General features: G+C 31.9%; 11 protein-coding genes. 2 read left to right on the top strand and 9 right to left on the bottom strand.

The features are described 5' to 3' along the window. Window positions 1-22 precede the first annotated feature (22 nt). From EHE19_RS02500 to spoIIID, 7 genes are all read right to left on the bottom strand, one after another. Window positions 23-817 carry a flagellar hook-basal body protein gene (locus tag EHE19_RS02500; RefSeq protein WP_137697763.1) on the bottom strand — a complete coding sequence of 265 codons (795 nt, stop codon included), beginning with the start codon at window positions 815-817 and terminating at the stop codon, window positions 23-25. A 282-nt stretch (window positions 818-1,099) separates the two neighbouring features. After that, window positions 1,100-2,128 (bottom strand): rod shape-determining protein, encoded by a 1,029-nt coding sequence (gene mreB, locus EHE19_RS02495; protein WP_137697762.1) that lies wholly within the window; start codon window positions 2,126-2,128, stop codon window positions 1,100-1,102. A gap of 496 nt (window positions 2,129-2,624) precedes the next feature. Then, a complete protein-coding gene (locus tag EHE19_RS02490; protein ID WP_244648377.1) occupies window positions 2,625-2,765 on the bottom strand; it encodes a sporulation transcriptional regulator SpoIIID in 141 nt (46 codons plus the stop codon). Window positions 2,766-2,838: 73 nt separating this feature from the next. Continuing rightward, window positions 2,839-3,669 carry a hypothetical protein gene (locus EHE19_RS02485; RefSeq protein WP_137697761.1) on the bottom strand — a complete coding sequence of 277 codons (831 nt, stop codon included), beginning with the start codon at window positions 3,667-3,669 and terminating at the stop codon, window positions 2,839-2,841. A 518-nt stretch (window positions 3,670-4,187) separates the two neighbouring features. Then, window positions 4,188-4,841 (bottom strand): RloB family protein, encoded by a 654-nt coding sequence (locus EHE19_RS02475; RefSeq protein ID WP_137697760.1) that lies wholly within the window; start codon window positions 4,839-4,841, stop codon window positions 4,188-4,190. 2 nt (window positions 4,842-4,843) lie between these two features. Next, a complete protein-coding gene (locus EHE19_RS02470; protein WP_137697759.1) occupies window positions 4,844-6,106 on the bottom strand; it encodes an AAA family ATPase in 1,263 nt (420 codons plus the stop codon). A 328-nt stretch (window positions 6,107-6,434) separates the two neighbouring features. After that, complete coding sequence (gene spoIIID / locus EHE19_RS02465; RefSeq protein WP_137697758.1) at window positions 6,435-6,683, bottom strand: sporulation transcriptional regulator SpoIIID; 249 nt, start codon at window positions 6,681-6,683, stop codon at window positions 6,435-6,437. A gap of 810 nt (window positions 6,684-7,493) precedes the next feature. On the opposite strand from spoIIID, the gene cysK reads away from it, so the two are divergent. Both cysK and hydE read left to right on the top strand, forming a co-directional pair. After that, a complete protein-coding gene (gene cysK / locus EHE19_RS02460) occupies window positions 7,494-8,426 on the top strand; it encodes a cysteine synthase A (RefSeq protein WP_137697757.1) in 933 nt (310 codons plus the stop codon). Between the two features lie 320 nt (window positions 8,427-8,746). After that, window positions 8,747-9,787 carry a [FeFe] hydrogenase H-cluster radical SAM maturase HydE gene (hydE, locus tag EHE19_RS02455; protein WP_137697756.1) on the top strand — a complete coding sequence of 347 codons (1,041 nt, stop codon included), beginning with the start codon at window positions 8,747-8,749 and terminating at the stop codon, window positions 9,785-9,787. Window positions 9,788-10,329: 542 nt separating this feature from the next. On the opposite strand, the gene EHE19_RS02450 is transcribed toward hydE, so the two are convergent. Then, window positions 10,330-11,499, bottom strand: a complete 1,170-nt coding sequence (locus EHE19_RS02450) for an iron-containing alcohol dehydrogenase (RefSeq protein WP_137697755.1) — start codon at window positions 11,497-11,499, stop codon at window positions 10,330-10,332. A 542-nt stretch (window positions 11,500-12,041) separates the two neighbouring features. Then, on the bottom strand, window positions 12,042-14,675 hold the full coding sequence (adhE, locus tag EHE19_RS02445; RefSeq protein ID WP_137697754.1) for a bifunctional acetaldehyde-CoA/alcohol dehydrogenase: 2,634 nt from the start codon (window positions 14,673-14,675) through the stop codon (window positions 12,042-12,044). Window positions 14,676-14,981: the final 306 nt, after the last annotated feature.

The following is a 14,981-nucleotide window of genomic DNA, read 5'->3' as shown; positions in this document are numbered from 1 at the left end:
TTCAAATATATAATCAAAAGGGTTATCTAACTACACCCACCTCAGTTACAGCCTTTTCTAAAGTATTGTCCTGTGCTTGAAGAACCTTTTGACTTGCTTCATAAGCTCTCATTACAGTAATCATATCAACCATTTCATCAACTACATTTACATTTGACTGTTCAGAATATCCCTGAAGAACATTTCCAGTAAATTCAACAACCTCGCTGTCAGTATTCTGAATAAGATTGTTTCCAAACTTTCTTAGTTTAGTAGCATCAGCAAATTGAGTAATTTTGAGTCTATCAACTAATTTGCCATCCTGAATTATCTCACCCTTCTCATTCACAGAAAATTCCGTGTCTGAGAGCGTAATAGGTCCTTTTTCACCCATTACTAAATAACCTTCCTTAGTAACTAATTGGTTATTTGAATTTATGGTAAAAGAACCATCTTTCGTATAATATTCATTAATATTATTGTTATTATTTCCATCCATCATGCCTACTGTAAAAAATGCAGGGCTTACACCTGAACCGTCATCACTAATAGCAAAATCAAGCTTGCTGCCTGTTTGACTTAACTGCCCCTGTGTATAGTTAGTAAAAACTTCACCCACATCACTACTGAGCTGCATTCTTCCAATATTACCAGAAGGATTTAATGGGCTTCTGGTATCATTAATTCTCTTTGTTAATACAGAAGGAAAGCTCTCAAAAACAACAGTATCCTTTTTATAAGCATTAGTATTAACATTTGCCATATTATTTGTTATAACGTCAAGCTTTCTGGTATTAGCAAGCATACTCCATCCTGAAGTATATAATCCTCTAATCATAGGAAATCTCCTTGTTTAAATTCATTAATAGTTATATCGGTACTTTATATAAATTACTTAACATGAATATACTAAGAAAATTTTGCCTAAAATCAAATAAAATTTATTGAAGAAATAATACATTTTTTATTTAATAAAAGAGGATAGCCTTTAAAAGCTACCCTGCTTGATTATCAAATCCACATATAGTAAAATCACACTGTTAGTAAAAGAATTGCAAAATCCTCAACTCGAAAAAATGCGAAGACAGCGATGAATACACGAAATGAAAACTTCGCATTTTTAGGATCTATGTTTCAAACTATTTGAAGACAACGCACTTTCTTCTATGGCCTCTATATTATCTAAAGCTTTACCAGTTCCCATTGCAACACAGGATATAGAATCATCTGCAATAATAACATTTATTCCTGTCTTTTCTTGAATAAGCTTGTCTAGTCCATAAATCAAGCTTCCTCCACCTGTCATTACAATTCCTCTATCACTTATATCTGCAGCCAATTCAGGAGGTGTACGCTCCAGAACAGAATGAACTGCTTCTACTACACTTGAAATAGGCTCTTCTAAAGCTTCCATCATTTCAGTAGACGATATAGTAATAGTTTTAGGCAATCCAGATATTAAATTTCTACCCCTAATATCCATAGTCACCTCTTGAACTCTTGGATATACCGTTCCTATATTTATCTTTAGATCTTCCGCAGTTCTTTCACCAATCATAATATTATGCTTCTTACGCATATATCTAACGATTGCTTCATCAAATTTGTCTCCTGCTACCTTTATGGATGTACTTACTACTGTTCCACCTAAGGATATAACTGCTATATCAGTGGTTCCACCACCCATATCCACAACCATGCTGCCACATGCTTTTGAGATATCAATTCCAGCACCTATAGCTGCTGCTATTGGTTCTTCTATTAAATATGTCTTTCTAGCTCCAGCCTGCATTGAAGCATCTATAACTGCTCTTTTCTCTACTTCTGTAACTCCGCTGGGAACACAAACCATTATTCTTGGTTTAAAAAACTTCCTATTTCCAGTCGCCTTGTTTATAAAATATTTAAGCATACGCTCTGTAATATCATAATCAGATATTACACCATCTCTAAGCGGTCTAATTGCGACAATATTTCCAGGTGTTCTTCCTAACATTCTTCTAGCTTCTTCACCTACTGCTAAAAGTTTATTGGTATTTTTGTCAATCGCAACAACCGAAGGCTCTCTTAAAACAATGCCTTTTCCCTTAATATATACAAGCACTGAAGCTGTACCCAAATCAATACCGATGTCCTGTCCAAAACCCAAGCTTAACAACTCCCTTATTTCTTATTAAATAAATCAACACAATAATATATAATCACTTTATAACGCCTAAATTCAAAATAAAATTACTCGATTATAGAAAAATTTTAATTATTAAAAATTTTAATTATAAAAAATTTTAATTATAAAAAATTTCATTTATGAAAAATTTTATTTTATCAGTGGCGTGTAAGCGAGGCAGTAAATACTCTTCAGCGCTAGAAAGCAAAAGCGATACTGTCTACTTGTATAAGCGGACATTTTCTTACCTCGTTATAATATATAAACATTATAATTGTATGTTAATTTTAATTTTTTACCAAGTCAAAATTATCTAATAATTATATTATCATATTAAATTAAATATGCAATATTTTTGTATACTTTCAATATCTAATGACGCATTTTCACAGTCTTTATTTAGAATAAAAAAAATTTAGAAACTCCTTAACATGCATATACAACCTTCTCATACCTTGCTAAAAATATCAAACCGCCATTACATATAATACCTCAAACTCAAAAAAACTGGGAGGCCCAGCTCCAGTACCACTCTTACAGCACTCAATAATGAAGGATTGATTTTCTCTAATCTTTCGGTTACATCCTTATGGACTGTAGTATCAAAATGGAGAGAAATTATTTAATTAATAAATTGCATTTAAGCAAACAAAAAGTCACATTCTCGGCCTTTTGTTTGATCTTGCTTTTTATTACACAGTTTGCTTCTTATTCCTTTTCCATATATAAACAATCCCCAAAAATACAGCACATGTTCCAAATATAATAGTTACTATAGCCCAATTATTTTCTAAATAATTTTGATTAACTTTACCTCCAAAGCTAGCAGGTTGATTATCCTTAATTTGTGTATTTGGATCTACATACTGATTTTTAATTATATTGATGAAATCATTTGCTTCGTATATTTTATAATTTTCAATATTATACTCTTTATATAAATGTGTAAATGGAATTATATAATCTTTGTTAGCTGCTTTAATATAATAAAAGTCTAAATATAGTTCTTTAATTCTTGCATGCTTAACTTGCTTAGGAGTAATCTTTTCACTGCTTAAAATGTTAGCTAAGTTCTCAGGATTTAAGTAAAAGTCAGCAAGTTCTTCTTTTAGTTGAAATCCAGTAGAAATATCCCAACTTTCATTAGACTTTACTGCACGCACAGCCGATACAGCGTTACCATTGCTATCTTTAACTAGTAACTCCCACATTACAACACTGCGCTTAAATAATTCATCTATGTTAGAATATTTTTTCAAATTATCTCTAATCCAATAAATCTTATAATACTCATCTGATTCTTTTGAATCCTTACCCAAATTTATGTTCTCGGAAGGTTCATCATTCAAATTCCCTTTTATGACATTTACTATCATGTCTTTTTCAGAATCATCATCTAGTATTTCTATATTTAAACTCTTGTGTATGGTCTTTATAGTATTATTATCTAAAGCAAAAGTATTTGTACATAACATACATAAGAGTATTAACACAATAGATGAAGAAATACATTTTTTTGTCATACAATACCTGTACCTTATAATTATTCTTTCAAATATAAAATTAATGCCCGTCTAAACCACCTAACTTCTTTATCAACACTTATATAGAAATAATACCATATATAATAATATATTCAAATTTTTATATACAAAGTAAATCTGAAACATCTCTGGTTTGTTGTCAAAACATCTGATACTAGTAAGTTTATCTGAGCGTATCAGGCATCTTTCACATTCACAACAGATGGCTCATGCTTTGCCAAAAACAACAAATAGCCATTATATATTCCCCCAACTCAAAAAAGCCGGGAAAACCCAGCTTAATGCTTATCTTTAATCGTAATTAATTTTATTTAAACAAAAACGTAATTTTTATTTTGCTTGATATTTCGCTTTTGTTGCTTCTCCACCACGTATATGTCTTTAAGCCTTAGTTTCCTCAAGTATTACCTTTAAATAACTTATAAGCGAAAGATTGCATTTTATATATTCTTTCTGTTACATCCTTGTGAACTGCAGTAATAAAATGGAGAGAATCTTTATGAAATCTCAAGCATAAACTGTTCAAGTAACTTATGTACATTTGTATAAGGATTCATATCTTTAATATTATTTTCAATTTTATTGCCTGCTGACTCATGCAGTTCATATAATTTCTGTGCATTTTTTATAGCATCCTCAACACTACCTTTTCTGATTATTTCTCTTATTGTACCTGCATTTGCTTTAACATAATCATTAGCAAGATGGATTCCAAGCTTCTCATATATTTTTTTCTTTGACATCTTGCTATCAACTATTTCAAAATGCATCAACAGCCAAACTTCAAATAAAAAATTCGAAACTAAAAGATTATATTCTTTTGTTGATGCTATCATATCATTAATAACGCTTTGAATATCCTTCGGAGAATCACAATCAAAAATTAGATATTTTGTATAGTTAATATACTTTCTATTATTTGATTCTGATTCCATAAAGTTATTAGCAAAATTGAAAACTTTTCTAGAATTTCCATTTGCAGATTCAGTCTCAATTTTGATATCGGTATACTTATTTTTCTTATTTATTATATTAGCGAAATAATCTAAATATAGCTTTTCCGTCATGCCCTCACAGAAAATAATAATCCTTCCTAGAAACTGCTTCTCTATTGCCACTTTCCTTTCAGGTGTTAATGTTGTTTTAGGCATTTTTAGTCACCACCAATTATTTCATCGTAATTAAATATAGGAATGGCTCCGTACTTTCCTTGAAGATAATCCTTATTAAAGCTAGCATCTTCACGAACTTTTAAGTCTGATAATGCATAAATTTTTGAAACTCCTTTAATATCCTTGTCAACAAATAGAACCTCATCTCGTCTAAACTGTTCTTTGTTTAGTATTGATATATCATGAGTAGTAAATATAAGCTGGGCTTTTTTATTACTGTTATCTTGAAAAATATCTACAATTAACTTTGTCAAAAGTGGATGTAATCTTGCAGATAGTTCATCTACAATAAACACTCCCCCGTTTTCAGTCATTTCAATTACATTTTGTATATATGATAAAAATCTCAGTGTTCCAGTGGATTCTTGTATTAAATCGAAATATTGTTTGCCAGTCACCTCACCAGCAGAATTATAAACATTATGGATAGACTTAACTATCTGTTTTTCCGTTTCCTTCCCTGTCTCCTCGTCTAATACGATTTTCTTTTGAACCTCCAATCCTGATATACCAACATCAATTCGCTTCAGATATGATACTATTTTATTTCTATACTTCTTATCTTTTAATATTTTATCATTAAAACTAACCATGCCTCCTACTTTCTTTATACTTACTTCAAAGAATATCTCCAAATAAACATTGTAATCCTTAATGAAAAAGTCAATGAAATCCTTCAACACAAGCTCTTTTTCTGTTTTATCAAGCAAATATTCAAGTACAGAAAGATGAAGTCTTTCAGGAATTACTTTTGAGTATTTATTTAAAATGTTTCGATATTGACTCCCGAACGAGAGCTTATTTCCATTCCTTTCAAAAACTTTATTTTCATTTATATAATACCATTCACTCAATACATTATCAGGAGTACATTCGAAACCATATTGAATAATTTTATTATTATAACAAAAAATGATTTCGAATTCTGATACGTTATCACTTTCGTCTGATAAAAGAAACTGATCTAATTCTACTTTAAATTTATTATCAATTTCTGTATTATCAGATTTACGATTTGATAAAAATTGTTCAAAAATATATTTTTTAAAGAAGTACATAGCCGAGATAAGGTTTGATTTTCCTGAAGCATTTGCTCCATATATTGCAGTGGTTTTTAAAACCTTCATTTTATCATTAATCTCTAAAACATGTGTTGGATGCTGAATATAAGAAGTTGCCCTAAAATCTATTATTACTTCATCCTTAAAAGACATAAAATTTCTTGTTTTAAACATTATAAGCATATAATTCACCCCTAATTATTCTGAATATAGTATATTATTTTTTCTTAGTTTTTTCAATTATTTCTCGTAATTTTCGTATTTTTTTAAAATTTTATCACTTTTTTTAATATATATAACCCTATTATAACCTATTTTTTCGAACTATATTCTATTTATAAAATAAAAAAATCATTAAGTAGTTCCTTAACATGCACCTACAACATTCTCATGCCTTGCCAAAAACAACAAATAGCCATTATATATTCCCCCAACTCAAAAAAGCTGGGAAAACCCAGCTTAATGCTTATCTTTAATCGTAATTAATTTTATTTAAACAAAAACGTAATTTTTATTTTGCTTGATATTTCGCTTTTGTTGCTTCTCCACCACGTATATGCCTTTCAGCTTTATTCTCCTCAAGTATTACTCTTACAGCGCTCATTAATGAAGGATTGATTTTCTCGAGTCTTTCGGTTACATCCTTATGGACTGTAGATTTTGAAATGCCAAATTTTTTAGCTGCGTACCTGACAGTTGTCTTTTTGTCAATAATATAATTTGCGAGTTCCAAAACCCGTTCCTCTATATATTCCTTCAACCATATACCCCCCTTTGATAAGGCAATATTTAATGCTTATGCATTATTGCATTTATATAGCTATTCTTATAGCAAGAAATATAAATTTGGCTCTATCTATAGAAAAACCTTTAATACTTAGCTTACAAAGCTTTTGTAAGAACCGGTTGTACCTATTCTTCAGGCTAAGTTCACTTATGCTTTATAAACTTATACCTTTCTATTTTTTAAGCCGTTTTGTAATCTATAGTGTATATATATGCCTTCAAATCTAGGCTTATGAATATATAGGAAGAATTTTTATTTGTAATGTTTTTCAGTAAATTATAGTCATTTCAGAGTCCTATCTCAATGTAAACAAGTTGAGTGTATATTTGTAATTAATAGTATTATAATTATCTATATATACTTGTTGACTTTTGAGTATAAATGCATTAAAATTAATTCATAGTAACCATATATGAAATGTATAATTACTACAAATAATCAATGCTTCTTATGTTTAATGACACAATTTCAATTATTTAATTGAAAAAGACGAAATTATATACATTACTCACGTACTTACTTCAGCACTAAGAAATCATTTCATCTTAGCCGGTATAAACACATAATTTCTCTAACATAGCAAATGTATTTTTTGAAAGCTATAAACAAATGACTTAATAAATTTATATCTGTAAGTAAGAAATACTCTTATAAGAAATAATCTTATTTATAGTTTCTTCAACATATTAAAATACAGCAATTGAATAAAATTTATATATATACAAAAATTAATCAAAATGCAGTATAAGAAAATTAATAGATTTTAAGAGGAGGAGTTATTATATGTCAAAGGTTTACAAAAGCTTAACAGATTTAATTGGCAGAACACCATTGCTTCAATTATCAAATTATGAAAAGAAAAATAATCTTAATGCAACTCTTATCGGTAAGTTAGAATATTTTAATCCTGCTGGCAGTGTAAAAGACAGAATTGCAAAAGCTATGATTGATGACGCTGAAGCAAAAGGCATATTAAAAAAGGATTCAGTTATTATAGAACCAACCAGCGGAAATACAGGTATAGGCTTAGCTTCAGTTGCAGCTGCCAGAGGCTATAGAATTATACTTACTATGCCAGAAACTATGAGCGTAGAACGTAGAAACTTATTAAAAGCATACGGTGCAGAACTTGTATTAACAGAAGGCACTAAGGGTATGAAGGGTGCTATAGAAAAAGCCAATGAACTTGCAGCTGAAATACCAAACAGCTTCATTCCCGGCCAGTTTGTAAATCCAGCAAATCCTGCAATTCATAGAGCAACAACAGGTCCTGAAATCTGGGAAGATACTGACGGAAAGGTTGATATTTTTGTTGCTGGTATCGGAACTGGCGGAACAATTACAGGTGTAGGCGAATATTTGAAATCAAAAAATCCCAATATTAAAGTAGTGGGAGTTGAACCAGCAAGTTCACCTATCCTTACAAAGGGATATGCAGGCTCACATAAAATTCAGGGTATAGGTGCCAACTTTGTACCTGATACACTGAATACTAATATTTATGATGAAATAATTCCTGTTGAAAATGAAGCTGCTTTTGCAACAGGAAGAGAACTTTCTAAGACAGAAGGTCTTTTGATTGGAATTTCTTCTGGTGCAGCACTATGGGCAGCAACCCAGTTGGCAAACAGACCAGAAAATGCAGGCAAAACAATTATAGTTTTACTCCCCGATACTGGCGAGAGATATTTGTCAACACCATTATTTGCAGACTAAAACACTGTATATGGCCTATAGTATTGACATTTGCTCAATTTTTACTAGTTAATTACTATCGGACGATACATCGGTTAATATTCGATGATATCTTCCGATAGTTTAGGTTTGAGGCTAATTTAAAAAACATCATTGTACGAAACGTATGCTTTTTCGAGCACAAAACACCGAACAGGTTTTTGATGTTTTGGTGCAGGGTATCAATATCCTAAGCAATCAACCCTAATATATAATTTTTAACTATTATTGCTTTGCCTATGTCTTAAATATATGCTATAGTTATCTAAATTGTAATTTGCAATAATACTAGGAGGCTCAAAATGAAAGCAATAATTGATAAGCTATATAATACACAAAACTTAGATAGAGAAGAGTTTCTTAATTTACTCAATAATTTTGATACCAATATTAGTGAATACTTATTTTCCAAATCACGAGAGGTTGCTTTAAAGCATTTCGGTAATTCAATTTATACAAGAGGTCTAATAGAGTTTACTAACTACTGTAAAAATAATTGTTATTACTGCGGCATTAGAAGCAGCAATAAAAACACAGAGAGATATAGATTAAGCATAGATGAAGTGCTTTCCTGTTGCAAAACTGGTTATGAGTTAGGCTTTCGCACCTTTGTACTGCAAGGCGGTGAAGATAATTACTTTTCTGACAATGAAATAGTTGATATTCTAAAAAAAATCAAGTCTAATTATTCAGACTGTGCTATTACTCTCTCAATAGGTGAAAAAAGCTATGAATCCTATAAACGCTACTTTGAAGCAGGTGCAGACCGGTATTTGCTTCGTCATGAAACTGCAAATGAGGAGCATTATCAAAAGCTTCACCCAAAAAGCTTATCCTTAAGTAACAGAAAACAGTGCTTATATAATTTGAAGGATATAGGCTTTCAGGTGGGTACAGGATTTATGATAGGTTCACCTTATCAGACAATGGAGAATATTGTTGAAGATTTAATGTTCATTAAAGAATTTTCTCCCGAAATGGTGGGTATGGGTCCCTTTATACCTCACAAGGACACAATATTTTCTAACGAGCCTGCTGGCAGCTTAGAATTGACACTATTGCTGATTGGAATTGTACGATTATTGCTGCCAAATTCACTTATTCCTGCTACTACAGCTCTTGGTACAATTGATAAAAATGGGCGCGAAAAAGGCATTCTTGCAGGTGCAAATGTTGTAATGCCAAACCTCTCTCCTGTTTCTGTACGTAAGAAATATTTATTATACGATAATAAAATTTGCACAGGTGAAGAGGCTGCAGAATGTAACCATTGTCTGCAAAACCGTATGAAAAGCATTGGCTATCAGCTAGTTGTCGATAGAGGAGATTATAAATATAAATAATTCAACTTTTTAAGAATAAGAACATAGGGATTCAAACTTAAAGAATGAAAGGTTAATTATTTTATTAAAACTTGTTTGATTACAAGGCAGCAGCCATTAGTATTAAAAATAGATGGACTTTTCATTAGAAAATTGAGAAAATAATGTATCATTTTTATAAACAGGGTTGACTAAGAACTTATCCGTAACTAGCCTTTTTAAGGCCATTGCCTATTATTAAATAGGCTTTTACTTAAAAGTTCTTTAGTCAACCCTTATTATTTTTTAGAAAAACATGCTTAATAATATTTATGGTATAAATCACTAGCATAATTAACTATTAGTTTTTTCATAACTTAAGTATAATGCCAATCTTCCATATTGGATTTTCACAGCATTTTTTTCATAAATAAATTCTGAAATATTTATCTCTAGAATTATGGTATTATAAAATTTATATTTCTCGTTACACTCCTATATCTAATGCATATTGCAATAAATATAGGTGTTATTTATTGCACAACTATGGCTTTTAACCATACTGTAATTCTTAACTTCTAACACTATTTGTAAGATTTCCTGTATATTTCAACTACATCCTCGTGAGAAAGCTGAGCAGCATCACAATTAAATAGTGCTCCCATTGTTTCCCTTGCATTTTTCGCTATTTTGTCAAGTTCTTCCAGATTCACACCATAATCGGACATTTTGAGTTCATCCACACCACATGCCTTTTTAAGCTTTGCCAATTCCGTAACAAAATCCATAGGCTCTTTTGCATCAAGTTTACCAAGAGCCTTTGCCATATCTACAAGTCTTTTGTCACAGGCACCTGATTTTGCAAAAAATGTGTAGTATTCTTCACTAATCATAATTAAACCTGCTCCATGTGGCAATTCTGGATGAAATGCACTAAGAGCATGCTCTAAAGAGTGCTCAGATGTACAGCCTGAAAGCCACTCAACCATACCTGCTAAAGTATTTGCCAGAGCGACCTTTTCACGAGCCTCCTCATTTGAACCATCATTAACAGCAACTTTAAGATATTTCCCTAATAATTCAATACTCTTCAACGCATACAAATCACTCATCTCATTTGCAACTACATTTATATATCCCTCTGTACTGTGAAATAATGCATCAAATCCCTGAAATGCAGTCAAATGTGGTGGAACTGTCATCATTAAATCAGGGTCTACTATTGATAATGTGGGAAAAGTTTTGTCATAACCATATCCAATTTTCTCATTACTGATGTCATTTGTTATAACAGTCCAAGGATCAGCCTCTGTACCAGTTCCTGCAGTTGTTGTGATAGCCACTATTGGTAACGGATCATTTGGTACAGGCTTTGCCTTTCCAGAACCACCACTGATATAATCCCAATAATCGCCTTCATTAGTGGCCATTACTGCAATTGATTTTGCCGAATCTATACTGCTGCCGCCGCCAAGTCCTATTATAAAGTCACATCCGCTATCCTTTGCAAGTTGTGCTCCTTCCATTACATGCGGCTTAATTGGATTTGGCAATATTTTATCAAACAATACATATTCAACCTTTGCTATTTTCAGCTGTTCTTCAAGTCTGCCAAGATATCCGTGTTTTTTCATTGACGTTCCTGCCGAGGTTACAATTAAAGCCTTTTTACCAGGCAACTTCTGTTTATGCAAATTCGATAACTGGCCCTTACCAAACAGAATTCTTGTGGGCATAAAATAATTAAAACTCATTAAAAAATCCTCCTGCATTTAAAATTTTTATTCTCTAATGTACTAATTCATATACTTATTGTGATAATAATAAGTATGAACACTTATAGACAGAGTTAATAGTCTATATTAGTTAGTAATTTGTAACTTATTCTAAACAAAATAAAATATAACATTGTATATTTATTTTAAGTACTACTATTTTAATATACCATTTTTTTAATAATATAAAACAATATAATTATTATCAATTTTTCTGCTAATTATTATATCTACTTCCCATAGTACTCTCCGTGCAATATATATCTATTGCTCGCCCACGAATTTGATGCTGAAATAATTACAGTGAAGAACAATCATGTTTGTCAAATGTATTCAGCGGTATAATTAGCTATGATACCCCCCTATACAAATTCAACAAATATCTTGTTAGTAACACATTTAGATAAGTTTATGCAGAAGCACCAGTAATCATGTACTTTAAAGTCAAAAAAGCCGCCTATTCAAATGAATAAGCGACTTCTTTGAGAATATATAACATATTAAGAGAGAGACTACCTTCGCTAACCTGCTAATTCATCAGCAGATACATTTTCCTTACCATAATAAGCTCTTAAATACATTTCTTTCATTTCACTCATAAGTGGATATCTTGGATTTGCACCTGTGCACTGGTCATCAAATGCCTGTTCTACCATTTCATCTAAAGTTTCAATAAATTTACTTTCATCTATACCAGCTTCTTTTATTGTCTTAGGAATTCCAACCTTAGCTTTTAAATCATCAATCTTAGCAAGTAATTTATTAAATTTATCTTCATCATTTACACCATTAATTCCAATAAAGGAAGCAATTTCAGCATATCTCTTTAATACTTCAGGATACTTGTATTGTGAGAAGGTACCCATTTTTGCGGGTGCCTCAGCAACATTGAATTTCATAACCTCATTAATAAGAAGGGCATTAGCAACCCCATGCGGCAAATGATGGAATGCTCCTAGCTTATGAGCCATTGAGTGACAAATTCCCAAGAAAGCATTAGCAAATGCCATACCAGCTATAGTTGAAGCATTAGCCATTTTTTCTCTAGCAATAGGATCCTTTGCTCCATTTTCATACGCTGATGGAAGATACTCAAATATGCTCTTAAGTGCCTGCAAAGCTAGACCATTTGTATAGTCTGAAGACAACATTGAACCATATGCCTCAATTGCATGTGTTAATGCGTCTATTCCTGATGCAGCTGTTAGACTCTTTGGCATATGCATCATCAAATCCACATCAACAATTGCCATATCTGGCATCAACTCATAGTCAGCAAGAGGATACTTTACTCCTGTCTGCTCATCAGTAATAACTGCAAAAGGTGTTACCTCTGAGCCCGTACCTGCTGATGTTGGCACTGCTACAAAATATGCTTTTTCACCCATTTTAGGGAAGTTATATACTCTTTTTCTTATATCCATAAATCTCATAGCTAAGTCTTGGAAGTCAACCTCAGGGTGTTCATATAATGTCCACATTATTTTACCTGCATCCATTGCTGAACCACCGCCAACTGCTATAATAACATCTGGTTTAAATTCGATCATAGCCTTTGCACCAAGCTTTGCACACTCAAGTGTTGGATCTGGAGCCACATCAAAGAATGTAAAATGGCTGATGTTCATTTCATCTAATAAGTTTGTAACTGCCTTTGTATAACCATTATTGTACAAGAAAGTATCTGTTACTATAAATGCTCTCTTTTTGTTCATTACATCCTTAAGTTCTCTTAATGCAACACCTAAGCAGCCCTTTTTAAAATATACCTTTTCTGGTGCTCTAAACCATAACATATTTTCTCGCCTTTCTGCAACAGTCTTAATATTGATAAGATGCTTAACTCCAACATTCTCAGAAACTGAATTTCCTCCCCATGAACCACATCCAAGTGTTAATGATGGTTCTAATTTGAAGTTATACAGGTCTCCTATTCCTCCATGTGCAGATGGTGTATTTATAAGAATTCTGCAAGTTTTCATTGCTTCAGTAAATTTATTAATTTTCTCCTTACCGCTTACTACATTGATATATAAAGAGGATGTATGTCCGAACCCCCCATCAGCTACTAGCTTTTCAGCCTTTGCCAATGCATCTCCAAAGTTTTTTGCTCTATACATTGCTAAAATAGGTGAAAGCTTTTCATGTGCAAACGCTTCTGATAGTTCAACAGATTCTACTTCACCAATTAGCATTTTAGTATCATTAGGGACACTGAAACCTGCTAGTTTTGCAATAGTATATGCAGATTGACCAACTATTTTTGCATTTAAGACTCCATTAATCAAAATAATATCTCTAACCTTTTGAGTCTCATCTTTATTTAACATATATGCTCCACGACGAACAAACTCTTTTCTGACCTCATTATAAACCTTGTCTAGAACTATAACTGACTGTTCTGAGGCACAAATCATACCATTATCAAAAGTTTTTGAAACAATAATTGAACTAACCGCCATTTTTATATCAGCACTATCATCAATAATAGCTGGTGTATTACCAGGCCCAACTCCAATTGCAGGCTTACCTGATGAATAAGCTGCCTTAACCATTCCAGGTCCGCCAGTGGCAAGGATTATATCTGCTTCCTTCATAACAATACCTGACAGTTCAATTGAAGGTTCATCTATCCAACCAATAATTCCTTCTGGTGCACCTGCTGCTACAGCTGCATCTAGGACTATTCGTGCTGCTTCGATAGTGCATTTTTTTGCTCTAGGATGTGGTGAAAAAATAATACCATTTCTTGTTTTCAGAGATAATAATGCTTTAAAAATTGCAGTTGATGTAGGGTTGGTTGTTGGTACTATAGCCGCTATTACACCTAATGGTTCAGCAATTTTAGTTATTCCAAACGCTTCGTCCTTTTCAATTACACCACAGGTTTGAGTATCCTTATAGGCATTATAAATATACTCTGATGCATAGTGGTTTTTTATAACTTTATCTTCTACAATTCCCATTCCTGTTTCTTCATGTGCCATTTTTGCAAGAGGAATTCTATTTTTATTAGCAGCTAGTGCGGCAGCCAAAAATATTTTATCTACCTGCTCTTGAGTATAGGTTGCAAATACTTGCTGTGCTTGCCTTATCTCAGATATCTTTTCCTGCAAACTCTCTACACTATTTACCACTAAATTTTTATTTGACATAATTATTCACCCTCCATTTTTAGATTTTAACGCTTAGATTCAAAACGAAATTTTTCTATTTGCAGAAAATTTCATTACATAAGCGGTAATTAACAAGGCGGAAAATACTCTCACTTCCTAACAATTAAAATCGGTAATAACCATTTAAAAAGTGGGACGCTTGCTTCCCTCGGTATAAATACTGCTTAGTTGTAATAACACTCTAATTATTGTTATTTTTTTAACAATCAATTGTAAAAAAAATATAACTTACATAAATTGTATTTACTAATGACTAAAATGCATATTTTTAATATGTTAATTATT

Source organism: Ruminiclostridium herbifermentans (genome assembly GCF_005473905.2).
In the GTDB taxonomy this organism is placed as follows: domain Bacteria; phylum Bacillota; class Clostridia; order Acetivibrionales; family DSM-1351; genus Ruminiclostridium; species Ruminiclostridium herbifermentans.
The sequence above is the reverse complement of the archived record's forward strand: the minus strand, read 5'-3'. Positions and strand labels throughout refer to the sequence as shown.

What these genes read in the sequence shown, in the direction of transcription:
- EHE19_RS02470 (WP_137697759.1), bottom strand. Translation starts at nt 6,106, where the DNA reads ATGCTTATAATGTTTAAAACAAGAAATTTTATGTCTTTTAAGGATGAA.
- EHE19_RS02485 (WP_137697761.1), bottom strand. Translation starts at nt 3,669, where the DNA reads ATGACAAAAAAATGTATTTCTTCATCTATTGTGTTAATACTCTTATGT.
- EHE19_RS02450 (WP_137697755.1), bottom strand. Translation starts at nt 11,499, where the DNA reads ATGAGTTTTAATTATTTTATGCCCACAAGAATTCTGTTTGGTAAGGGC.
- hydE (WP_137697756.1), top strand. Translation starts at nt 8,747, where the DNA reads ATGAAAGCAATAATTGATAAGCTATATAATACACAAAACTTAGATAGA.
- cysK (WP_137697757.1), top strand. Translation starts at nt 7,494, where the DNA reads ATGTCAAAGGTTTACAAAAGCTTAACAGATTTAATTGGCAGAACACCA.
- adhE (WP_137697754.1), bottom strand. Translation starts at nt 14,675, where the DNA reads ATGTCAAATAAAAATTTAGTGGTAAATAGTGTAGAGAGTTTGCAGGAA.
- EHE19_RS02475 (WP_137697760.1), bottom strand. Translation starts at nt 4,841, where the DNA reads ATGCCTAAAACAACATTAACACCTGAAAGGAAAGTGGCAATAGAGAAG.
- EHE19_RS02500 (WP_137697763.1), bottom strand. Translation starts at nt 817, where the DNA reads ATGATTAGAGGATTATATACTTCAGGATGGAGTATGCTTGCTAATACC.